Source organism: Dokdonia sp. Asnod2-E02 (genome assembly GCF_045063915.1).
GTDB lineage: Bacteria > Bacteroidota > Bacteroidia > Flavobacteriales > Flavobacteriaceae > Dokdonia.
The window spans coordinates 378,262-403,217 of record NZ_JBEFNX010000005.1; the positions used below are offsets into that span (position 1 = coordinate 378,262).

The window sequence follows — 24,956 nt, forward strand, 5'->3', positions numbered from 1 at the left end:
ACATTTTAAACGTCTCATAAGTAACGTGAAAACAATAAACAACATACCAAAGGATAGAGGCTACACCACTCCAGAAAACTATTTTAAAGATAGTAAAGAGCGGTTATTAAGTCAGATAGCACTAGATGAAAAGTTGCATAATACTGTTGTTCCAGCTTTTGAAGTACCAGAAGATTATTTTGATACGAGTAAGGAACATATTTTAGATACGCTTTCGCGAAAGCGTAATGAAGACGCAACTATAAATCTAAATGCTGAAGCTAGCCAGACTAAGGTTATTAGTTTGAGGAAGTACCTCTACCCTATTGCGGGTATTGCGGCAGCACTACTTATAATGGTAAGTATTTTTTGGACCCAAGTACAAAGTTCTTCAAGTGAAGATCTCAATTCTATTGCAGCTTATTTTGATGATGACGCTGCAGACCTAGAAGGCATAGAATTTGCAGAGTGGCTTACAGAAGATGATATAAACGATCTTCAAAATGATCTCGCACTAGATGAGTCTACTATTATAGATTATCTAGATGAGCGCGTAGATGGTTTTGATTTATACATAGATTAATTATGAAAGCATATATAACATTAGTACTCACATTTATCATAGCTACAACAGCTATAGCACAAGAAGATAAAGGAAGTAAACGTGAGAAAATAAAAGCGCTTAAAGTAGCCTTTATTACAGAACGACTAGAACTTACCCCAGATGAGGCTCAAACTTTCTGGCCGGTATATAATATATATGACGGTCGTATGGGTGATATCTATGATAACGAGCGTAAGGTTATGAGAGAGCTCAAGTCTGAGTTTGACTCGATGGATGAGGCTACTGCAACAACCACATTAAAGAACATACAAGCACTAGAAAAACAAAAACTTGAAGCACGCACAAAATTATTGAGCGGCTTAAAAGATAAAATCACCTCAAAGAAGATATTAGTCCTCCTGAAGGCCGAAAATGATTTTAGACGTGACTTGATACGTAAGTTACGTGGTGATAAAAATCACAAACGTGACAAAAGATAACTCGCTAGTTACTACGAGTTCTTTTAAAGGTAAGTTTTGCAAGGGCATTACGACCGCCAGCATATGCAGTACTGTCGTTTGCAAATCTAAAACTTAAAAACGGTGCGTCTGAGATTTGTGACCAGCTTTCTCCCCCATCTTTTGAGTAAGAAATACCTGTAAACCCTGAAGCTATAAGTTCTTGTCCATTTGAGTTAGGCACATATTGCACACAGCTTTTGTAACCATCATTTGCTCCAGAGGCTATAATCTGCCATTGTTTACCTCCATCTGTTGTTATCGCAATATTATCATTGTTATCTTGAGCTTGCTCATAATCTCCTCCATAAATAATACCGCGATTTTCATCATAAAAATCCATAGTATAAGCACCTAGTGTACTTTTACCCTGAGCGACAGGTGTACTATAAATATTCCAGCTTCTACCTTTATCTCCAGAGTAATAGACACGTGAAGTACCTCCACCAGTAATTATCCAAGTTTTATCGCCTATGGTTTTTATGTTAGTATTACTTGCTGCAAAAGCACCTTCAGAAGCTATTTGATTTGGTAAAGAGCTACACGCTAGCTTGCCCCAACTTAAACCTCCATCTCTAGTCACTATAATAGATAAACATCCATCTAGTGAATCACCTACTGCGATACCTTCATTATCATTCCAAAACGTCATAGCATCATAAAACACATTTTCATTTTGCTCTGTATAAACTAAGGTAACAGCGTTACTCTCTTTATCATATCTATATAACAATGCAGGATTCTCAATAGACAATATGTAGAAAGCCTTGCTTGTACTTGCTATACTTCTAAAAGAAGGGTTCTTGCCTAAGAAGTCAATACGCCCTTTATTTGCTACTTCATATTGTGATGCAACGGCGGCATCTGTAGTCTTTAAATTATTAATGTTTAGTTTATAAATGCCGTAATGCCCGTTACTTCCTGCATACATTACAGCATCTTCTGTAACTTCTATAGCTCTTATACTCGTACTATCTTGGTGTAAAAATTCTATCTCAATGTTAGAAAAAGGAGTAATAACCTCATTCTCTGTTTTTTGCGTGTTTTTACTCTCTTGTTTACAAGAAAGTGATATAAGTAGTAAAAGTGATAAAATAGATAGTATTCTCATTGTCAAAATTTTAGTAAAAATAGTACTATTCATTCAAGAACCAATACCTTTGCACCTTCAAAATAAAGTATGAAATTACACAGAAATCTAGTCTTTGCAGCAGTAGATGCATTGGGAATGATATTTAATGATGGAGAACAAGCAGATAAAGTACTGCGCAAGGTTCTCAAATTTGATAAACGCTGGGGATCAAGAGATCGCAGTTTTATTGCAGAAACAGTTTATGACATTGTAAGATGGAAACGTTTATACTCTGAGATTGCAGAGGTAAAAGCACCATATAGTAGACCTAATTTATTTAGGCTATTTGCAGTGTGGGCGACACTACGTGGTATAGAGGTGCCAGATTGGAAACAAATGGAGCCTATCCCTACTCGCCGTATTAAAGGACGTTTTGATGAATTATCAAAAATTAGAAAATACAAAGAGTCTATTCCAGACTGGATGGATGAGATGGGTGAAAAAGCCCTCGGAAAAAAATGGGGAGCAGAGCTAGCAGCACTTAACACGCAAGCTCAGGTTGTATTAAGGGCAAATTCCCTTAAAGCTACGGTAAAAGAAGTGCGCAATACACTTGCAGACCAAGATATAGATACTAAAATACTTGATAACCACCCAGATGCACTCGAACTTGTAGAGCGTAAAAATGTTTTTACCTCAGAAGCATTTAAAAATGGATTTTTTGAGGTACAAGATGCTTCATCTCAAAAGGTTGCTCGTATGCTAGAGGTAGAACCTGGTATGCGTGTGGTAGATGCTTGTGCAGGAGCTGGTGGTAAGACACTTCACCTAGCTGCTCTTATGGAAAACAAAGGGCAAATAATAGCAATGGATATTTATGCTGGTAAGCTTAAAGAGCTCAAAAGAAGATCTAAGCGTGCAGGAGCACATAATATCGAGACAAGAGAAATTACCTCTACTAAAGTCTTTAAAAAGCTATACAACTCTGCAGATCGGGTTCTTATAGATGCACCTTGTACAGGTCTTGGTACTATAAAACGTAACCCAGATTTAAAATGGAAATTACAACCAGACTTTGTAGATAAGGTAGTACAGCGTCAAGCAGACTTACTCCAGAGCTACAGCAAGATTTTAAAAGAGGGTGGTAAGATGGTGTATGCAACCTGTTCTATTCTTCCTAGAGAAAATCAAGAACAAGTGCAAGCATTTTTGGCTACAGAGCAGGGTCAGAAATTTGAATTAGAAAAAGAAGAGACAGTAAGCCCAGCAAAATCTGGATATGATGGATTTTATATGGCTTTGCTTTCGCGAAAGCAATAAAAGAAGACTATGAAAAGATATTCCTCACTTTTACTTTTACTCCTACCCATTATAAGTATAGCGCAGCAATCGTATTATGATGATACAGCTGTATATCTTACGGGTACAGAATTGTTGCAAGAGCTACGGTTAAAACTTTCTGTTTATAATGAAAATTATACTTACGGAGATTTTAGAGATACTACCAAAATTACAGATGCCAATCCTGAGGATGACTCTGAGGTTTTACTTATTTATGGCTTTAATGATAACGATGGCAACTGTACCACAGATATTACAAGATCAAATGATGAATTTGGTGGAGATAACTGTGAGTATAATAGAGAGCATACCTTCCCACGTAGCCTAGCAAACCCTGCTATGGGTTCTGCTAGTAATAGTAGTAATGGTATCGTAGCAGATCCCCATAACTTACGACCTAGTGATGTGCAGCGCAATGGTAACCGAGGCTCAAAAAAGTTTAACGATGGCACAGGAAACTCTGGTGACGTAGGTTCTGGTGACTGGTATCCTGGTGATGAGTGGAAAGGTGATGTTGCACGTGCGATGATGTATATGTATGTGCGCTATGGTGAGCAATGTTTACCATCACTTGTGGGACAAGGTCCATTACAGGGTGATACACAGATGTTGCAACTATTTTTAGAATGGAATGTAGAAGATCCAGTATCTGACGTAGAGATGCAACGCAATGACCCTCTAGAGGCAGAATATGGAAGTAGAAACCCCTTTATAGACAACCCTATACTGGCTACAAATATTTGGGGAGGCGAACCTGCTGAGGATTTTTGGGGAGAGCTCTCTGCTCCTTCTTCTGAGTTTATAGAGGCTAGTATTTTTCCTAACCCAGCAAATACGTTGGTTCAAGTTGAAAGCAATCAAGATATTACTTCTTTAAAAATATATAACTTATTAGGACAAGTTTTATATAATGAGACTACCTCTAACCGTAAAAGATATAAAACACTAGACGTTTCAAATCTTACATCCGGTATATATATATTACAAATTAATGATGCTTCAAAGAGACTAGTCATAAGGTAGTTTACATAACTACATCTAGTTATTTGAAAATCAAAAAGGGATAGACCACGAGGTCCATCCCTTTTTGATTAAGCTGAAAATTGAATTTACTCAACTAGAATTTTAGCTGTTTTTACAAAATCACCTCTTAAGTCATTTACCTTGATAACATAAATCCCTGAAGAAAGACTTGATAAGTCAAGGTTGACACGATATCCGTTTGCATCTTTCGCTATAGGCTTATACTTCAATTGTTGTCCTAATATGTTTGAGAGCCCTATAAATACACGGCCTTCAAAATTTGTAGTAAGCAACACATCAAAATTATTATTCTCAAGTTTAGTAACTGTAAGTGCCGTATAGTCTGTACTTAAGTCATCTACCGTAAGCGTAGATTCCACAGTAGTGGTAGCCGCATTATTAGTGTCATTAGAGTCAGATGCTAGTAGTGTTCTAGCTTCAAACTCATAAGTATTTATTTCACTTAAGTCTGCTTGTTGTGCAAAAGTGTATGAGATAGACGACCCAGGACCTATTGCAGTATCAATAGTTTCTACAACTGGAGTACCTCCATTAACAGTATACTGTACATCAAAATTAATTTGCTCTAATGAACCAAAATTTGACATCTCGATGGTAACATCTTGATTACCTAGCTCTACACCAGACTCTGGTGCTGTGATAGCTACTACTCCAATATCTGCTGTTTGTATTTGGTCTGTTATAAGAACTGTATAATCGTGTACTTCTCCATAAGAAAAATCACTACAGGGATTATTTATATCTCCATTTGCAGAAGTGTCAATTGCTTTTGCACGAAGCCTGTGAGAGCCTAGAGCCGCTCCTTCAGGTATAGTAAGTGTAAAGTCTTCTAATACATTTGATGATTGAAAAAACTCACCAGCTATAAGCTGTTCTTCTGGTTCAAAACCTCCATTGTCATTAAAATCAATCCAAACAGAAAGCGCTTCAACACCGGCTCCGCCTCCCCAGTTTTGTCTTGCTCTCAGTGTATATACATTTGACCCTGCAAGATTACTTAATTCTGTACTAAGGTCTGTTCTATCTGCATATCCAGCTGGGCTGCCGTCTGGCTCAGTATTACAACCATCTGCCCCATCATCTGCACTTATTGTATTAAGGATAAATTGTTTAATACCATCTACATTACAACCTAATAGGGCTGTTGGCAAGCATACTTGATTTTCTATTGTAGTTGTAAACACATCATTTGCTACTACTTGATCACCAGGTAAGGCAGTTTCAATCACAAAATCATAAGAACCTATGCTAGAAAGATCTGCAGTGGTAGCAAAGGAGAATGAGGCTGTGCTAGCTGCTGCTAGAGTTTCCGTATACGTTTCTACAACAGGAGTGCCTCCATTTATTGTGTATTGTACAGGGAAACCTGTTTGATCTTGAGAACCAAAGTTTGTAATGTCTACAGTTATAGTTTCAACATCTGTTAATCCCGATGCATCTACAGGCGTTATTAGTGCTGTTACTCCTACATCTGCCATAAAGAGGTGCATAACTTCTTTAATCGCAGAGTCATTAACAGCAGCCTGATCTCCAGATAAGCCAGTTGTAGCTTCAAGTATATAAGTCTGTCCTTCTGTAGACATATCTGCTGTAGCAGTAAATGTGTAATTTATAGAAGTACCCGGTTCAATAGGCCCAGGGATAACTTCATTTGCAATCTCGACACCGTCTAAGGTTAAGGTAACAGGGATATCACTTTGAGCTACTGTTCCAAAGTTACGTACAGTAACTTCTACAGTTTCTGCATTGGTAAGTGCTCCATCTTCTGGTGTTACTATAGAAAGAACACCTAAATCTGTTTCAAAACCAGCAGAAAGATTAAAAGACGCGATGCGTGTATTCCAAAAATTGTCAGCAGAAAAATATTCTGAAGTATGCCAGAATGTAAAGTTATCTGGATCCATAGTAAGGTGAGAATAATCTCCAAAGCGGTTTGTATTAGACTGTACTCCTCCACCTTCTACTATGATTTCCTCAGCTGCTGTCATTTCTCCTAGAGTATCACCGTCAAAACGTCCAGTATAACTAATACCTACTTCTAGATCTGGTCCACCTACATTAAAGGCAAGCCCTATATTACCTTGTGCATCCATAGCACCACTTCCCATAAAACGGCTATTACCATCATCTGGTGCGTAGGTTCCTTCTTGAAAAATTGACCAAGGCTCTGTGTCGCTATTACGTAACTCTATCCAGCGTATACCAGATGTGGTATTATCACTATTTACATCTACATTAAAAGTGATAAGCCAAGAGTTGTGATCTTCAAAAGTTCTATAATTTGCTGCATAAGAAATAATACCACTTAGCATATCAATTTTATTCGTAGTACCTGGTTGATCAAGTTCTCCAGCTCCAAAAGGTGCAATAAAAGAATCAAAAGGTGCAGTTGGTATTTCTAAAGGTGCAGATACCGTTGAGTTTGCTGAGTTTTCAAAATCTATATCTAGCTCCCATACTTTAAGGTGGTCAAAAGCCGCACCCCATCCGTCATCTTGTAAATAAACAATGTAGCCTGGCACATCACCCTGAGGAAATGAAAATCCTGTTAGATTTGCCGGTTCTGGGCTAAATACTGTATTAGGGTTTGCAATAACACCAGGTAAATTAAAACCTTGTATTGCGGGATTTGCTTCACCAGCAAGTAATGCATCACGGTCTAATGCGTATGTGGTTGCGCCACCCTTGTTTGATGTAAGGTAATAAGCATCTGGCCAGATTGCATAGTGTGGATAATCTGGAAATGAATCTAGCGGATATTCATATAAGAAATAAGCACCAGTAGGGTCTGGAGTTTCAGATATACCTATAATTAATGCATTATTTGAAGTTTGAAATTGGCTTACAAACCATCTATCTGCAAGTTGATCATACATTATAATAGGATCTCCATTATTTGCGCCATTTCCTAAAAATTCTCCTAATGATGTAGGCCCGGCTAGTAGAGTACCTGTTTTGTCATATATTTTAATCACAAGGTTTACACCTTGTACATAGTGATTAGGTCCTACAGCCCCAGATGGATCTGGTGGTGTAGCTTGACCTTCAGAAGCATTTGCTCCATCAAAGTTTACTATGGGCGCATAGCTCATATTTTCTCCCATCGTACGCTGCCCTATGGGATCTCCATTAAGTGGTAACGCATTTTCTGATGCGCCGGGTGACACACCAAAATTATTTTCTACAATATTGAGTTCAGAAAATCCATAACTTGGACTTGAAGAAAGAGTGGGGAAATCTCGTAGGGGTTCAGTTTTACCTAAATAAGTTCCAGTGCCAACAGTAGAAACAGGTTGTGTTTCTTGTGCAAATACCGACATACTCATTACTAGTAAAGAAATTGCAAGTAATTTTCTTATCATTTTGGATACATTTTATTGTGAGTCTTTAAGATACAGCTTTAATAATAATTTATTCACATTTGTGGTTAACAACTCATTTAATAAACATTTCAATCTCCTTAATTCCTACCATTAACATAAATAAATATTAAGTAATTTTACTTTTTCAAAAACACACAACAAAACCACTCGGATGATCCACTTTTTTGGTAACCCTCAGAGCACTGTGTATGCGGTGCAAACTACACAAGACTTTACACAAGAAGATATTGCTAAGCTTGTATGGCTTTTTGGCAACTCCCCACAAATTGAAGCGTCTACTATTGACGCTTTTTTTATTGGCCCTCGTGCAGCTATGATTACTCCGTGGAGTACTAATGCGGTTGAGATTACTCAAAATATGGGTATTACGGGTATTGTGAGAATAGAAGAGTTCGCTTTCGCGAAAGCGGAAACAACTTTTGACCCAATGATATCTCAACAGTTTGATTCATTAGACCAAACTATTTTTGATATTGAGGTTACACCAGAAGAAATTCTCCCTATAACAGACATTGCCGCATATAATGAAAAAGAAGGGCTATCGCTGAGTGATGAGGAAGTGGCATATCTAGAAGGTGTAGCTGCCAAAATAGGAAGACCGCTCACAGACTCTGAAGTTTTTGGTTTTAGCCAAGTAAATTCTGAGCACTGCCGTCACAAGATTTTTAATGGAACGTTTGTGATAGACGGCGAAGAAATGCCATCTTCACTATTTAAGCTTATTAAAAAGACTTCTGCCGAAAATCCGAATACGATTGTCTCTGCTTATAAAGATAATGTTGCATTTATAGAAGGGCCTAAGGCTACTCAGTTTGCACCAAATACGGCAGACAAACCAGATTACTACACAGAAAAAGAGTTTGAATCTGTGATTTCTATTAAAGCTGAGACTCACAACTTCCCTACTACGGTTGAGCCGTTTAATGGTGCAGCTACAGGTTCTGGTGGTGAGATAAGAGATAGACTAGCAGGTGGTAAAGGATCTTTACCGCTAGCAGGTACTGCTGTGTATATGACGCCGTACTCAAGGCTTGAGCAAGACCGCCCTTGGGAACAGGGTATGCAAGAAAGAAAGTGGCTTTATCAAAACCCAATAGACCTTCTTATAAAAGCATCAAATGGAGCTTCAGACTTTGGAAATAAATTTGGACAACCACTTATAGTTGGTTCAGTACTCACTTTTGAGCATCAAGAAGATGGGCAACGTCTAGGTTATGACAAAGTAATTATGCAAGCCGGAGGTATAGGTTACGGAAAGAAAGAACAGGCATTAAAAGATACACCTCAAGATGGTGACAAAATTGTAATACTAGGTGGTGAGAATTATAGAATAGGTATGGGTGGTGCTGCAGTATCAAGTGCAGATACAGGAGCTCTAGACTCTGGTATTGAACTTAATGCCGTACAACGCTCTAATCCTGAAATGCAAAAGCGTGCTGCAAATGCTGTACGTGGTATGGTGGAGAGTGATGTAAACCCTATTGTATCTATTCACGATCACGGTGCTGGTGGACACTTAAACTGTCTGTCAGAACTTGTAGAAGATACTGGGGGTCTTATAGATTTAGATAAACTTCCTGTAGGTGACCCTACCCTATCTGCAAAAGAAATTATAGGTAACGAGTCTCAAGAGCGTATGGGACTCGTGATAGGAAAGGAAGACATTGATACATTACAACGTATAGCAGATCGTGAGAGATCTCCTATGTATGAAGTAGGTGACGTGACGACAGATCACAGGTTTACATTTAAAAGTGCTACCACAGGAAAAAGTCCTATGGATTTGCACCTAGATGATATGTTTGGTAGTTCGCCTAAAACAGTAATGACAGATGTTACGGTAGCACGTAATTATAAAGAGCCAACTTATGAGTTAGGTAAGATACACGACTATTTAGAGCAGGTCTTGCAGCTAGAAGCAGTAGCTTGTAAAGACTGGCTTACTAACAAAGTAGATCGCTGTGTAGGTGGTAGAGTAGCAAAGCAACAATGTGTAGGTCCGTTACAACTTCCTTTAAATAATGTAGGTGTGATGGCTATGGATTTTAAGAGTACAGAAGGTATTGCAACCTCTATAGGTCATTCACCAGTATCTGGACTTATAAACCCAGTAGCTGGTAGTAAAAACAGTATCGCAGAGTCACTTACTAATATTGTTTGGGCGCCACTTACAGATGGATTACAGTCTGTAAGTCTATCTGCAAACTGGATGTGGCCTTGTAAAAATGAAGGAGAAGATGCTAGACTTTACAAAGCAGTAGAAGCTATATCTGAGATGGCTATTAACCTAGGTATAAACGTACCTACAGGTAAAGACAGTCTCTCTATGAAGCAAAAATATCCAGATGGAGATGTAATTGCTCCGGGTACCGTTGTGATAAGTGCAGCTGGTAGCTGTAATAATATAAATCAAGTAGTAGAACCAGTACTTCAAAAGGATGGTGGCGCCATTTATTACATCAATATGTCTGGTGATAGTCATAAACTAGGTGGTTCTAGTTTTGCACAAGTATGTCATAGCATAGGTAATGAAGCTCCTACTGTTGTAAGTGATGATAACTTCAAAACAGCTTTTAACACATTACAGGAGTTAATAAAAGATAATAAAATACAAGCAGGACACGATGTAGCTAGTGGTGGTCTTATCACAACACTTCTTGAACTTTGCTTTGCGGATACAAATCTTGGTGCAAGTCTTGATCTCACAGAAATAGGAGAACAAGATCTTATAAAATTACTCTTCTCAGAAAATGCTGGTGTTGTCTTTCAGGCAGATGCTGGTGTAGAAGATGTTCTTACAGCAAATAATGTAGCCTTCTTTAAAATAGGAAATGTAACAGATACCGCAGAGCTTGTAATTAAAAGCAATGGTGTCGAGATGGGTCTTAACGTGAGTTCACTACGTGATACTTGGTTTAAAACTTCATTCTTACTAGATAATAAGCAAACAGCAAATGGACTTGCTCAAGATCGTTTTGACAACTATAAAAATCAAGCGCTAGATTATACATTTCCTGCACACTTTACAGGTAAAAAACCAGTACTTGACACAAGTAAACCTAGACCTAAAGCCGCTATACTAAGAGAGAAAGGAAGTAACTCTGAGCGTGAAATGGCAAATGCAATGTACCTAGCTGGTTTTGATGTTAAGGATGTGCATATGACAGACTTAATAGAAGGACGTGAGACGCTAGAAGACATCCAGTTTTTAGGAGCTGTAGGTGGTTTTTCAAATAGTGATGTGCTTGGATCTGCAAAGGGTTGGGCAGGTGCTATAAAATATAATGAGAAGGCAAATAAGGCCATAAAGAATTTCTTTGCTCGTGAGGATACGCTCTCAGTAGGTATTTGTAATGGTTGCCAGTTGTTTTTAGAACTTGACCTTATCAATCCAGAGCATAAGCAACTTGCAAAGATGTCTCATAATGATAGTCACAAGCACGAGAGCAATTTTACCTCTGTAAAAATTGAAAAGAACAATAGTGTAATGTTATCTTCACTAGAAGGTACTACGCTAGGCGTATGGATATCACACGGAGAAGGTAAGTTTAACTTACCTATGGGCAAAGATGCTTATGATATTGTAGCAACCTACGGTTATGAAGGGTACCCTGCAAATCCTAATGGATCTGACTTTAATACCGCAATGATTTGTGATACTACAGGACGTCACCTTGCAACTATGCCGCACATAGAGCGATCTACTTTCCCTTGGAACTGGGCACACTACCCTGCTCAACATACAGACGAGTTAAGTCCTTGGCTAGAGGCTTTTGTAAATGCAAGACTTTGGGTAGAGAAGAATAAATAAGAAAGCAACATCGCATATTTATAGACTCCCACGCTCTTTTAAAGATAGTGGGAGTTTTTATTTTGCTTTCGCGAAAGCGTATATTTACTCAAACCGCCACACTTTATAATCCTGGAAAATCAAAATATCATAACCCAAATTTTTAAGAACATAGATCTTGATACTATAGCCATAAACCTTATAAATCAAGGGATGGAGCGCATTGAAGTAAAAAAAGGAGAAATTCTTATAGATGTAAACCAGGTTGTAATAGATCAATACTATGTGCATAGTGGCTGTCTACGCTCCTATTTTACAGATACTGTGGGTAAGGAGCACACACTTATGTTTGCCATAAATGACTGGTGGATAAGTGACTATACAGCATACTTTACAAAGGCGCCGGCCATTGTCACTATAGAGTGTCTTCAAGATGCGGTGATTTATAAATTACCTAAGGAAAAACTAGATAATCTCTACGAGAACATCCCATCGCTTGAATCTTTTTTTAGAAAGAAAATGGAAGGAGCTTTTGCTAGTTTTCAGAAGCGTATTCTGGGTAATATCTCCTTATCTGCCAGGGAACGTTACCACAGTTTTATTACCACCTACCCTACTATAGAAAAAACGGTAAAGAACTATCATATAGCATCTTACTTAGGGATAACTACCGAAAGTTTAAGCCGCATACGCAAGGAAATTGCCAAAGGATAGTTAAAAATCCCTTTTATTATCATAAATCAATTTTTTGAGAAATTGAGCACTGTATTTTTGTGTCAACTAAAAAATACTAATGAAAAAAACGCTCACAGCGATTGTATTGCTTGCAGTTGCATTGTCTTGTAAACAAGGAAATGAAAACGAAGTAACTACTTTAACTAATGTAGAATCAAAAAAAGAAAATGCTATGAAAAAGGTACTATTTGTTTTAACAAGTCACGAAGACTTAGGAGACACAGGAGAAAAAACAGGATTTTGGGTAGAGGAGTTTGCTGCACCATATTACCTACTTAAGGACAAAGGTGTAAATATCACACTTGCTTCGCCTAAAGGTGGACAACCGCCTATAGACCCAAAAAGTAATACAGAAGATGCACAAACACCTGCAACCAAAAGATACTTTGCAGACCAAGAAACGCAAGATAAACTTGCTGCTACTATTAAGCTAGAGACGGTTAGTCAAGAAGATTATGACGCTGTTTTTTATCCAGGAGGTCACGGGCCATTATGGGATCTTGCAGAAGACAAAAATTCTATCGCCCTTATTGAGAGCTTTTATGCAAATGAGAAGCCAGTAGCTGCTGTATGTCACGCACCAGCTATCTTCAAGAACACAAAAAATGAAGATGGTACACCACTAGTAAGTGGTAAACGTGTTACAGGTTTTACAAATTCTGAAGAAGATGCTGTACAACTTACAGATGTAGTACCATTCTTAGTAGAAGATATGCTCATTGCAAACGGAGGAAAGTATGAAAAAGTTGCAGACTGGGGTGAGTTTGCTGTAGAAGATGGACTTCTTATTACTGGACAAAACCCAGCTTCTTCTGAGCTAGTAGCAGAAAAACTATTACATAAATTATCCCTATAATTCCCCCTCAATATAGTGGATATTCCAGAGCCTAAGCTTTATAAGCTTAGGCTTTTTTCTTACCATAAAAGTAGGAAAATCATAAGCTTAGGTGTTATATCTTTATAAACCTTATTGTATAAAGACTACTAGATGAAAAAACTACTTACGCTGCTTGTTGTTATAACATTTTACGCTTTCGCGAAAGCGCAACAAACCCCTTTAACATATCATAAAGCAAAAATATATCTATCTAGCAGCCACACGCTTCAAAATCTTAAAAATCTAGATGTAGCCGTAGACCACGTAGTCCATAAGGACGGTACTTTTGTAATCTCAGACTTCTCTACAGATGAGATTAATCTGGCTAGACAAAGTGGTTATAAAGTGGACGTTTTAATTAATGATGTAGCCTCATTTTATAAATCTCAAAGCAATAGATCACAATCTCAACAACAAAACACAAGCTGCTCAACAAGTGAAGCTAGTTACCCTACCCCAGTAAATTTTAATCAAGGTTCTATGGGAGGATATCTCACCTACCAAGAGTTTCTGGAAGAGGTAGATGCAATGGTGGCTCAGTACCCAGAACTTATCACTGCAAAGTCACCTATAAGTGATTTTCTTACAGAAGGCGAGCCAGATACATCTGTAACACCATCCATAGGTTCTAACCCTATATATTGGCTTAAAATAAGTGAGAACCCTAACGTAGATGAAACCGAACCAGAAATACTATATACGGCTATACATCACGCACGTGAGCCTATGTCACTTATGCAGCTTGTTTATTATATGTGGTATTTATTAGAAAATTATGAGGACAATTTAGAAGTAAAAGCGATTGTAGATAATACTGAGCTCTATTTTGTACCTGTGATTAACCCAGATGGTTATTTATATAATCAAGTGACCGATCCTAATGGAGGTGGACTATGGCGTAAAAATAGAAAAAATGGCAACGGTGTAGATAATAATAGAAATTATGATTACCATATAAATGGAGATCCTAATAATGGCTCTTGGGGAGGCCCAGGATCATCTACAAATCCGGGATCTAACACTTATCACGGTACAGGGCCATTTTCTGAGATAGAAAATCAGGCAATAAAATGGTTTGTAGAGCAACATAACTTTGTGCTGGCACTTAATAATCACACCTTTGGTGAGTTGTTGTACTATCCATTTGGGTATGCAGATGTCGCAACGGCAGATGATGCATTGTATCAAGGTCTAGGTGCGCAACTCACATCTATAAACGGTTATACTCCTATACGAGACAATCCATTTGCTGGCGAGAGTGATGATTTTATGTATGGTACAGTAGGTACTCACGATAAGATTTTTGCCTTCACTCCAGAGATAGGGACTTCTTTCTGGCCACCAGCAAGTGACATTATATCTATTTCACAAGAGATGATGTTTATGAACCTTACGGCTGCACAGATGGTAACAAACTATGGTGCTCTTGTAGAAACTACAAATAGCTTTGTAGGAGAAAACACGTCTCTCTCGACCTCTTTTGATTTAAAACGATTAGGAGTTGCAAGTACTGGGGACTTTATCGTAAGCTTTAGCCCTGTATCGAGCAATATTACTAGTAATGGTAGTGCGGTAAATTTTGATGCTTTAGCGCCATTAGAAACTGCTAGCGGAACAATCACTTATACACTAGACCCTACTATTGAGATAGGTGATAGTATAGAATTTGACCTCGTGGTTAACAATGGGTTTTATGATAATAATATCCGTGTAAGTAAAGTATATGGAGCGTTAACTAATGTATTTCTTGATAATGGAGATACAATAGATAGTTATGAGAATACTAGCTGGGGAGTAACAAGTTCCACTTTTGTATCACCTTCATCATCTATTACAGATTCACCTTCTGGTAATTATAGCGATAATGAAAATAGTAGTATCACACTTACAGACCCCATAGATCTTACTCAAAGCACAGCCGCAGCTGTATCATTTTATGCAAAGTGGGATATTGAAAATACTTGGGATTATGTACAATTTGAAATATCTACAGATAATGGTGCCAGCTGGCAACCACAATGCGGTAATTTTACAAGTGCAGGAACTAATGCACAACCAGTAGGAGAGCCTTTATATGATGGGGTACAGAATGACTGGGTATTTGAGGAAATTAATTTAAGTGATTATATAGGAGAGGTTATCTTGGCCAGATTCAGACTTGTTTCTGATGGAGCTGTAACAAGAGATGGCTTTTATTATGATGATCTTAATTTTTCTGTAATTACAGATGAGGCGCTGCAGGTAGAAAATGTAAATTTTAAAGCAGGTTTTGAGTTATTTCCTAATCCTGTAAAGAACCTATTAAAAGTACGTACTTCTCTAGGCTCATACACAAGCAGCGTTTATAATGTCTTAGGTCAAGAAGTTTCAAACGCTACAGTACAGCAAGGAAATGCGTTTATAGATTATACTGGTCTACCAGATGGAATTTACTTTTTGAGACTAGAAACAGAGGAAAACAGTGCAATTTTTAAAATTGTTAAGAATTAAGTAAAAAACGCATCTTATAGTAAATCAATGTAATATCTCCAAATTGTAAAATATAGTGCCTTATTTTAAGAATAACTCAATAGAAACCGTGCATTTTTTCATATTTTGTCACCGAATTAAATGAAACTTATGGAAATTACTAGATTATTTGACTTTCCTTATCATCAACTGGAAACAAACAACCTGCCTGATGCCCTATGTACGAAAGTAAATGGAGAATGGATTAAGACATCTACGCAAGAATATATTGATAAAGCAAATGCTTTTAGTAGAGGACTATTACGATTAGGAGTAAAACCTAATGATAAAATTGCAGTTATCTCAATGACTAACCGCACAGAGTGGCATATCTGTGATGTAGGTATTTTACAAATAGGTGCTCAAAACGTACCTATGTACCCTACCATCTCTGCCGAAGATTATGCATATGTACTTAATCACTCTGAAAGTAAATATGTATTTGTTTCTTGTACAGAAACACTAGCAAAAGTTAGAGAAGCTCAAGATAAAGTACCATCATTACAAGGGGTATACTCTTTTGATGATATAGACGGTTGTGATAACTGGCAACAGGTATTAGATCAAGGAGCAGATGATAGTAATCAACCAGAAGTACAAGCGCTTATGGATTCTGTAAAGACAGATGACCTTGCTACGCTTATTTATACATCTGGAACTACCGGTAGACCTAAAGGCGTGATGCTATCGCATAGAAATATTGTGAGTAACGCCATATCAAGTACAGAACGTGTACCTACTGGCGGCGAAGGCATAAAGGCATTGAGCTTTTTACCTATTTGCCACATATATGAGCGTATGATTACGTATCTATATCAGTACAATAGTGTAGCAATCTACTTTGCAGAGTCGCTAGAGACTATCTCAGACAACCTTAAGGAGGTAAAACCTGAGATTATGACAGCTGTACCTAGATTACTAGAGAAGGTATACGACAAGATTATTGCAAAGGGAGCAGATCTTACAGGTATAAAGAAAAAACTATTTTTCTGGGCTGTAGATGTAGGTTTAGAATATGAGCCATATGGTCAAAATGGATGGTTATATGAGCGTAAACTTGCAATTGCCCGTAAATTAATCTTTTCAAAATGGCAAGAGGCATTAGGAGGTAATCTTAAAGTGATTGCTTCTGGTAGTGCTGCACTACAACCACGTCTAGCTAGAATATACAATGCTGCGCAGATGGGTGTTATGGAAGGTTACGGTCTTACCGAAACATCACCAGTATGTTCTGTAAATGATATGCGAGGTGGTAATTTTAGAATAGGTACTGTAGGAAAGCTTATAAAGGACGTAGAAGTAAAAATAGCAGAAGATGGAGAGATCCTTGTAAAAGGACCTAATGTAATGCTAGGTTATTATAAGGATGCAGAAAAGACAAACGAAGTCCTTAAAAATGGCTACTTCCACACGGGGGATATAGGTCACATAGATGAAGATGGTTTCCTTAAAATTACAGATCGTAAGAAGGAAATGTTTAAAACATCTGGAGGTAAATATGTTGCACCACAATTATTAGAAAACAGATTTAAGCAATCACGTTTTATAGAGCAAATAATGGTTATAGGTGAAGGGCAAAAAATGCCAGCTGCATTAATACAACCTAATTTTGAGTTTCTTGAAGACTGGGCAAAGATGAAAAATGTGACTTACACCTCACAAAAAGATCTTATTGCAAACCCAGAAGTGCAAGCGCGCTACCAAAAGGAAGTTGATGAGGCAAACGAGAGCTTTGCAAAATGGGAAAAGGTAAAAGCCTTTAGACTTACGCCAGATGCTTGGACCGTAGAAGGTGGTCACCTCACTCCTACTATGAAGCTTAAACGTAAAATCATTAAAGAGAACTACGTTCATCTTTACAATGACATCTACGGATTATAAAATTTTCAAAAGGGTTACGATATCGTAACCCTTTTTTAATACATAAAACCCTAGTAAATTTAACATCGTGTCTCGATCTTCATTAATACTCGTCATTGCTCAAGGTTTCCTCATAGGCGCCCTACTCTACAGTTCAGATAGTTTTAGTGTGGAGTATATACCGCTGTTGTTTAAGGTATTTGGGTTTGCGATAGCTTTATGGGGAGTACTTGCAATGCGTATCGGTAATTTTAATATTCAGCCAGAGGTTAAATCTGAGGCTTTAGTAACCCGTGGTCCTTATCAAATCTTGCGCAATCCTATGTATACGGGTATTCTCTTATTTTTTATTCCGGCTGCTTTTATTCCTTTGAGTATTATAAATTCAATGCTATATATAGCACTTGTTGTAGTGCTAATTTTAAAGATTTACAGAGAAGAGCAACTGCTGTCAAGTCATTTTGGAGCTACCTATAAAGCATATAAGAAGACAACCTACCGTCTTATTCCGTTATTGTTTTAAAAAAAATATCTTGCAATTTCATATAGTTTTATGGGGTAGAATCACGCTTTCGCGAAAGCGTAAAAAAACCACGCTCAGGCATTAATATTAACAATCTCTTATAGTAGTACTCACTTTCTAATTAAGCCTTAAAGCGGTAAATTTGTTACTTGCCTAAAATTCTATGACAGAACAAGAAGAACGTATTGAAGTATATGGTGCTCGCGCTCATAACCTAAAGAATATTGATGTAATGATACCTAGAGAAAAACTGGTTGTTATTACTGGACTTTCGGGCAGTGGTAAGAGTTCGCTCGCTTTTGATACGATTTATGCAGAGGGACAACGTCGTTATATCGAAACTTTTTCGGCTTATGCTAGACAATTTCTGGGTGGGTTAGAGCGTCCAGATGTAGATCAAATTTTAGGTTTATCTCCAGTAATTGCCATTGAGCAAAAAACCACGAGTAAAAGCCCGCGTTCTACCGTTGGGACTATTACAGAGATTTATGACTTTTTACGCCTACTCTATGCCCGTGCAGCAGATGCTTACTCGTACAATACGGGGGAGAAAATGGTGAGCTATAGTGATGAGCAAATACAGGAGCTCATTACAGAGAGTTATGAGGGTAAACGTATAAATATACTGGCTCCTACCATACGCTCTCGTAAAGGGCATTACAGGGAGCTTTTTGAACAAATTGCGAAGCAGGGATTTGTAAAAGTGCGTGTAGATGGTGAAGTGCGTGATATTACAAAAGGAATGAAGGTAGACCGTTACAAGGTGCACGACATTGAGATTGTGATAGACCGTATGCAGGTTAAAAAAAGTGATGAGGATAGTAAACGCTTGCGCGAAAGTATAAATACTGCGATGTATCACGGTGATGATGTACTTATGGTGCTAGATCACGATACACAAGAGGTGCGCTATTTTAGCCGTAACTTGATGTGTCCTACTTCCGGCATCTCATACCCTAATCCTGAGCCTAATAATTTTTCTTTTAATTCGCCAAAGGGTGCTTGTCCTAATTGTAATGGTATAGGTGAGCTTTATAAGGTAAACCCCAAAAAGATTGTTCCAGATCCTAAAAAGTCTATAAATGCTGGAGGGCTTGACCCACACGGTCCAAAAAAGAATAATTGGATTTTTAAACAGTTACAGCTCATAGCAGAGCGTTTTGACTTTAAACTTACAGACCCCATAGAAAGCATCCCACAAGAGGCGATGGACTTTATCTTTTACGGAGGTAATGAGAAATTTTCTGTTTCTTCAAAACAACTAGGAGTTACAAGAGATTATAAAATAGATTTTGAAGGTGTCGCAAATTTTATAGAAAGCACCTATAAAGATAGTGAGTCTACCTCTCTCGTAAGATGGGCAAAAAGCTATATGAATAAAGTAGCTTGTCCAGTTTGTGAGGGATCACGATTACGTAAAGAATCTCTTTATTTTAAAGTAGATAACCAGAGCATTGCAGACCTCGCATCTATGGATATCCTTGAGCTTAAAGACTGGTTTGAAACAGTAGACTCGAGACTTTCAGAAAAGCAACTTAAGATAGGTTCTGAAATTATAAAAGAAATAAAATCAAGAATACAATTCCTTGTAGATGTAGGTCTTACCTATTTAAACTTAAACAGAAGCTCTAAGTCTCTTTCTGGTGGAGAAGCACAACGTATACGTCTAGCTACGCAAATAGGTTCACAACTTGTAGGAGTACTTTACATTCTAGATGAGCCCAGTATAGGGCTTCACCAGCGAGACAATGAGAAGCTTATAAACTCCCTTGTATCACTTAGAGATATAGGGAACTCTGTGATAGTTGTAGAGCACGATAAGGATATGATAGAGCGTGCAGATCACGTGATAGACATAGGTCCAAAAGCTGGTAATTATGGGGGTGAGATTATAAGTGAAGGAACACCAGAAGAACTTTTAAATCACAGCACCCTTACTGCACAATATCTCAATGGAGAGAAGGAAATTACAATCCCTAAAAAACGTAGAAAAGGAAACGGGAAATTTATAGAGCTTAAAGGTGCTACGGGTAATAATCTCAAAAATGTATCTATAAAAATACCGCTAGGTAAAATGATAGCGGTCACCGGTGTTTCTGGTAGTGGTAAGTCTACACTTATTAATGAGACCCTCTACCCTATTATGAATGCACATTACTTTAATGGCGTTAAGAAACCTATGCCCTATAAGAGTATAAAGGGTCTAGATGAATGTGATAAGGTTATAGACATCAATCAATCACCTATAGGTAGAACGCCTAGATCAAATCCCGCTACTTATACAAAGGCCTTTGATGAGATACGTAGTCTATTTGCAAAAACTCCAGAAGCACTTATAAGAGGCTACAAGCCTGGACGTTTTAGTTTTAACGTTACAGGAGGTAGGTGTGAGACCTGTAAAGGTGGCGGCCTTAGGGTTATAGAGATGAATTTTCTACCAGATGTATATGTAGAATGTGAGACCTGTCAAGGTAAACGTTTTAATAGAGAGACACTTGAGATACGTTATAAGGGTAAATCTATCGCAGATGTACTAGAAATGACGATGAATGAGGCGACAGACTTCTTTGAAAACATCCCAAAAATACACCGAAAGTTAAAAACTATAAAAGATGTAGGGCTAGGCTATATAACTCTAGGACAGCAAAGTACTACCCTTTCTGGTGGAGAGGCTCAACGTATCAAGCTGGCTTCAGAGCTTAGTAAGCGTGATACTGGCAATACTTTTTATATATTAGATGAGCCTACCACGGGACTCCATTTTGAAGATATACGAGTATTAATGGAAGTTCTTAATAAGCTTGTAGATAAAGGAAACACCATTCTTATCATTGAGCACAATCTGGATGTTGTAAAAATTGCAGACCATATAATTGATATAGGTTATGAAGGTGGTAAAGGCGGTGGCGAGGTAGTGGCCGTAGGTACGCCAGAACAAATAATTAAAAAGAATAAAGGCTACACGGCTGAGTTCTTAAAAAAAGAAATGAACTAGACGCAACGCTTACATAGCAAAAACGTCTTACTAACAATATAAAAATACTAGAATGCGCAACGAAAGTAGACCAAAAGGTTGGAACGAGAAAAAAACAAACGACTCTTGGGCCATATTTAAAATAATGGGTGAGTTTGTAAATGGTTTTGAAAAAATGAGCCGTATAGGGCCTTGTGTATCCATTTTTGGAAGTGCACGTACAAAACCAGACCACAAATATTACAAACTAGCCGTAGAGGTTGCCGAAAAGATTGCAGATAACGGTTACGGAGTCATCACAGGTGGAGGGCCAGGTATTATGGAAGCTGGTAACCGCGGTGCTCACCTTGCAGGAGGAACATCTGTTGGGCTTAATATTGAACTACCGTTTGAGCAACACGATAACCCATATATAGACAGTGATAAAAGTCTAGACTTTGATTACTTCTTTGTAAGAAAAGTAATGTTTGTTAAGTACTCTCAGGGCTTTGTGGTAATGCCAGGAGGTTTTGGTACACTAGACGAACTCTTTGAAGCAATCACACTTATACAAACTCATAAAATTCAGAAGTTTCCTATCATTCTTGTGGGTACTGAGTTTTGGGGAGGTTTAATGGACTGGGTAAAAGAAACTTTGCTTGACTCATTTAATAATATAAGTGCAGGAGATTTAGATCTCATACACCTTGTAGACACGTCTGACGAGGTTATTGAAGTACTCAACAACTTCTATGATGAGTATAAATTAAGTCCTAACTTCTAGTAGGTTTACGCTTTCGCGAAAGCGTAACTTACACCATACAAGTTTACTAAGAGATCTTAAGGAGATTTATAAAGTGTTTAAACACCGTGCATATCATAAATCTCCTTTAATATCGTTTTAATAATAAACCCCATTTACATCTATATTGAAACATTTTTACTCATTTCTATTTTTGATTATATCTAGCTTTGTTGCGGTAGGTCAGAATGCGATGACCATAAATGCTCAATTACAGCCAGATGATAGATCCATTATCATCCAGCAACAAATCTCTATACAAAACAACTCTACAGATGTTTGGGAAGAGGTATATCTCACAGACTGGGCAAATAGTTTTTCTAGTAAGACTACTCCCCTAGCAAAAAGATTTGCTGAGTCTTTTGAGAAAAAATTTCACTTAGCAACAGATGCCGAACGTGGCTTTACAAAAGTTAAAGCAATATCCAGCTCAGACGGTATTTTACAATATACACGCCCAGAAGGCTTTCCAGATATAATTAAAGTACTTCTCAAAACGGCTATACAACCTGGCACGACGGTTTCTTTAAATTTGCAATACAACATAACACTACCAGATGCTAAGTTTACAGATTATGGAATTACTCGCAATGGAGATTATAACCTGCGATACTGGTTTATGACACCCGCGGTTTATGATGGAGGATGGCAATTTTACAGTAATAAAAATCTTAATGACAGATACTTCCCGCAGTCTGATATTACCGTTAGTTTTTCTATACCTAATGGCTTTACACTAGTAACAGATCTAGAAAAAGCGATTCAAGGTTCTTCATACGCTCAAGGCGAAAAGCTGACACGTCTCACCGGAAAACAGCGTACAGATGCCAAAATATTTCTTCTTAAAAATTCTAATTATCAAGAAGTACAAACAGACTATGTAACTATTGTGTCAAACTTGCATAATGGTACACTCCCACCTCAAATAAGAGCGGTTATAACAGATCGTATTGCGGGTTATCTTGATAAAAACTTAGGAGCTTATCCGTTTGATAAAATTCTCGTAACAGATTTAGATTATAGGGAGCAACCTGTTTATGGTCTTAATGAGTTGCCTAGCTTTATAAGCCCATTTCCAGATGGGTTTAAGTATGAGATTAAACTCCTTAAAACTACCATAAACAATTATGTAAATAATACACTACTTGTAAACCCTCGTACAGATAGGTGGCTTATAGATGGTATAAAAGTATACCTACTGCAGAATTATATAGACACTTTTTATCCCGACCTAAAAGTTGTGGGTGGCTTAGATAAATACTGGCTTGTAAGGCAGTTTTATGCATCACAGTTAGAGTTTAACGATCAGTTTTCTGTGTTGTACAGTCATATATCAAGACTCAACCTTGATCAAGGTCTTAATACTCCATATGATAAGCTCATAAAGTACAACAAGAATATAGGCTATTCTTATAAAAGTGGTGTGGGCTTAGTTTATCTTAATGAGTATCTAGATAATGACGCACTAGATGGAATCATAAAATCATTTTATGAAGCAAACGCCTCTATGCCTATTAAATCTAAGGCTTTTAAGGATTTAGTTCTTAAAAAAACGGAGAAGGATGTTAGTTGGTTTTTTAATGACTACATCACCTCAAATGAGCGTATAGATTATGCGCTTAAAAACTCTAAGGTAAAAGGAGATTCTATCTACGTAACTGTAAAGAATAAAAAGAGACGTAAAACTCCTATACCAGTTTATAGTTTTAAAGATGATAGTCTTACAAGTACACGTTGGGTTTCTGGAAAAGAAAAGCTTACCACACTTTCATACCCTAAAGGAGAAGCAGATCGTTTTGTTCTCAATTATAAAAATATAGTTCCCGAAAATAATCTTAGAAATAATTATGAAAAGCCTGGAGCTTTATTAGGCATAGACAAGCCATTGCAATTTAAATTTTTTCAAGATTTTGAAAACCCTTCAAAAAACCAGTTATTCTTTATGCCTGTGGCAGAGTTTAATATATATGATGGTTTTTCTCCAGGAGTAAAATTGTATAATAAAACATTACTTACAAAAGCACTTAACTATAAAATAGAACCACAGATAGGGCTCAAATCAAAAAAGCTCATAGGTAGTGCCTCTATATCATACCGACACGATTTTCAAAACCAAGGGCTTTATGGACTGCGCTATGGTATTTCTGGCAATAGATTTTCTTATGCTCCAGATTTACTATTTACTAGGGTAACTCCCTTTGTAAACTTGAGGTTTAGAACTTCAAATTTACGAGCAGATAAGCGTCAATTTGTGTCTGCAAGATATGTGAGTGTGCAGCGTCAAGAAGACCCACTAGTACCGCTGCCTACACCTAATTATGATGTGCTTAATTTAAGATATAGTCGGTTTAATCCAGGTATTATTCACACACTTAATCTTATGGGTGATGTGCAATTTGCAAGAAACTTTGGTAAGCTCTCTGGAAGCATCTTTTACAGAAGACTCTTTTTAAATAACAGACAGCTTAATGTGCGCCTTTTTGGAGGAGTATTTACGTATAACAAAACACAGTCTGATGGCAATTTCTTTAGTTTTGCACTTGATAGACCTACAGACTATCTTTTTGATTATAATTATTATGGTCGTTCTGAAAGTAGTGGATTGTTCTCTCAACAAATAATTATAGCAGAAGGTGGTTTTAAATCGCAACTCGATGCAGTTGCACCTGTATTTGCAAACGAGTGGATGTTTACAGCAAATGCTAGTACGACTCTTTGGAAATACTTCTATGCATATGGAGACGTAGGTGTTGTAAAAAATAAAAGAGCAAATGGCGAGCTTGTATATGACTCCGGGATACAAGTAAGTTTACTAGATGACTACTTTGAGTTGTACTTCCCGATTTATTCAAACCTTGGGTGGGAAATTGGTCAACCCAACTATGATCAAAAAATAAGATTTCAACTTCAATTAAGTGTTGATACTGTTATAGGGTTGTTTTCACGAAAGTGGTATTAAAAGTCTACAAAAAACACGCTCTACAGTTGACATATCCGCAATAGAAAAGAAGATTGTTGCATTTTTTT

Annotated in this window: 15 protein-coding genes; 13 read left to right on the forward strand and 2 right to left on the reverse strand. The window is 37.4% G+C overall.

Features of this window, described 5'->3' with window-relative positions:
- The first annotated feature begins 25 nt into the window (after window positions 1-25).
- Together ACJJVM_RS01690 and ACJJVM_RS01695 are read left to right on the forward strand one after the other, a co-directional pair.
- A complete protein-coding gene (locus ACJJVM_RS01690) occupies window positions 26-562 on the forward strand; it encodes a hypothetical protein (RefSeq protein ID WP_405210583.1) in 537 nt (178 codons plus the stop codon).
- 2 nt (window positions 563-564) lie between these two features.
- Window positions 565-1,023 carry a hypothetical protein gene (locus ACJJVM_RS01695; RefSeq protein WP_299149537.1) on the forward strand — a complete coding sequence of 153 codons (459 nt, stop codon included), beginning with the start codon at window positions 565-567 and terminating at the stop codon, window positions 1,021-1,023.
- Window positions 1,024-1,027: 4 nt separating this feature from the next.
- On the opposite strand, the gene ACJJVM_RS01700 is transcribed toward ACJJVM_RS01695, so the two are convergent.
- A complete protein-coding gene (locus tag ACJJVM_RS01700) occupies window positions 1,028-2,152 on the reverse strand; it encodes a WD40/YVTN/BNR-like repeat-containing protein (RefSeq protein WP_405210584.1) in 1,125 nt (374 codons plus the stop codon).
- Window positions 2,153-2,221: 69 nt separating this feature from the next.
- Here ACJJVM_RS01700 and ACJJVM_RS01705 point away from each other — a divergent pair, with 69 nt between their 5' ends.
- Both ACJJVM_RS01705 and ACJJVM_RS01710 read left to right on the forward strand, forming a co-directional pair.
- Window positions 2,222-3,433: an RsmB/NOP family class I SAM-dependent RNA methyltransferase gene (locus ACJJVM_RS01705; protein ID WP_405210585.1), complete on the forward strand. Its 1,212-nt coding sequence runs from the start codon at window positions 2,222-2,224 to the stop codon at window positions 3,431-3,433.
- A 9-nt stretch (window positions 3,434-3,442) separates the two neighbouring features.
- Window positions 3,443-4,477, forward strand: coding sequence for an endonuclease (locus tag ACJJVM_RS01710; RefSeq protein ID WP_405210586.1), 1,035 nt, complete (start codon window positions 3,443-3,445; stop codon window positions 4,475-4,477).
- Between the two features lie 86 nt (window positions 4,478-4,563).
- Here ACJJVM_RS01710 and ACJJVM_RS01715 read toward each other — a convergent pair whose 3' ends face one another.
- Window positions 4,564-7,860, reverse strand: coding sequence for a GEVED domain-containing protein (locus ACJJVM_RS01715; protein WP_405210587.1), 3,297 nt, complete (start codon window positions 7,858-7,860; stop codon window positions 4,564-4,566).
- A 172-nt stretch (window positions 7,861-8,032) separates the two neighbouring features.
- On the opposite strand from ACJJVM_RS01715, the gene purL reads away from it, so the two are divergent.
- The 9 genes from purL to ACJJVM_RS01760 all read left to right on the forward strand — a co-directional run bounded on the left by purL (window position 8,033) and on the right by ACJJVM_RS01760 (window position 24,888).
- Window positions 8,033-11,692: a phosphoribosylformylglycinamidine synthase gene (purL, locus tag ACJJVM_RS01720; protein WP_405210588.1), complete on the forward strand. Its 3,660-nt coding sequence runs from the start codon at window positions 8,033-8,035 to the stop codon at window positions 11,690-11,692.
- 192 nt (window positions 11,693-11,884) lie between these two features.
- A complete protein-coding gene (locus tag ACJJVM_RS01725; RefSeq protein ID WP_081965027.1) occupies window positions 11,885-12,385 on the forward strand; it encodes a Crp/Fnr family transcriptional regulator in 501 nt (166 codons plus the stop codon).
- 79 nt (window positions 12,386-12,464) lie between these two features.
- Window positions 12,465-13,262, forward strand: a complete 798-nt coding sequence (locus ACJJVM_RS01730; protein ID WP_299149524.1) for a type 1 glutamine amidotransferase domain-containing protein — start codon at window positions 12,465-12,467, stop codon at window positions 13,260-13,262.
- A 132-nt stretch (window positions 13,263-13,394) separates the two neighbouring features.
- On the forward strand, window positions 13,395-15,773 hold the full coding sequence (locus ACJJVM_RS01735; protein ID WP_405210590.1) for a M14 family zinc carboxypeptidase: 2,379 nt from the start codon (window positions 13,395-13,397) through the stop codon (window positions 15,771-15,773).
- A gap of 129 nt (window positions 15,774-15,902) precedes the next feature.
- Window positions 15,903-17,672 (forward strand): long-chain fatty acid--CoA ligase, encoded by a 1,770-nt coding sequence (locus ACJJVM_RS01740; RefSeq protein ID WP_298350485.1) that lies wholly within the window; start codon window positions 15,903-15,905, stop codon window positions 17,670-17,672.
- A 67-nt stretch (window positions 17,673-17,739) separates the two neighbouring features.
- Window positions 17,740-18,174, forward strand: a complete 435-nt coding sequence (locus tag ACJJVM_RS01745) for a methyltransferase family protein (RefSeq protein WP_405210591.1) — start codon at window positions 17,740-17,742, stop codon at window positions 18,172-18,174.
- A 163-nt stretch (window positions 18,175-18,337) separates the two neighbouring features.
- Window positions 18,338-21,169 carry an excinuclease ABC subunit UvrA gene (gene uvrA, locus ACJJVM_RS01750; RefSeq protein WP_405210592.1) on the forward strand — a complete coding sequence of 944 codons (2,832 nt, stop codon included), beginning with the start codon at window positions 18,338-18,340 and terminating at the stop codon, window positions 21,167-21,169.
- Window positions 21,170-21,221: 52 nt separating this feature from the next.
- On the forward strand, window positions 21,222-21,911 hold the full coding sequence (locus ACJJVM_RS01755; protein ID WP_298350478.1) for a TIGR00730 family Rossman fold protein: 690 nt from the start codon (window positions 21,222-21,224) through the stop codon (window positions 21,909-21,911).
- A gap of 145 nt (window positions 21,912-22,056) precedes the next feature.
- Entirely contained in the window at window positions 22,057-24,888 is a 2,832-nt protein-coding gene (locus ACJJVM_RS01760; RefSeq protein ID WP_405210593.1) for a metalloprotease, read from the forward strand.
- Window positions 24,889-24,956 lie beyond the last annotated feature (68 nt).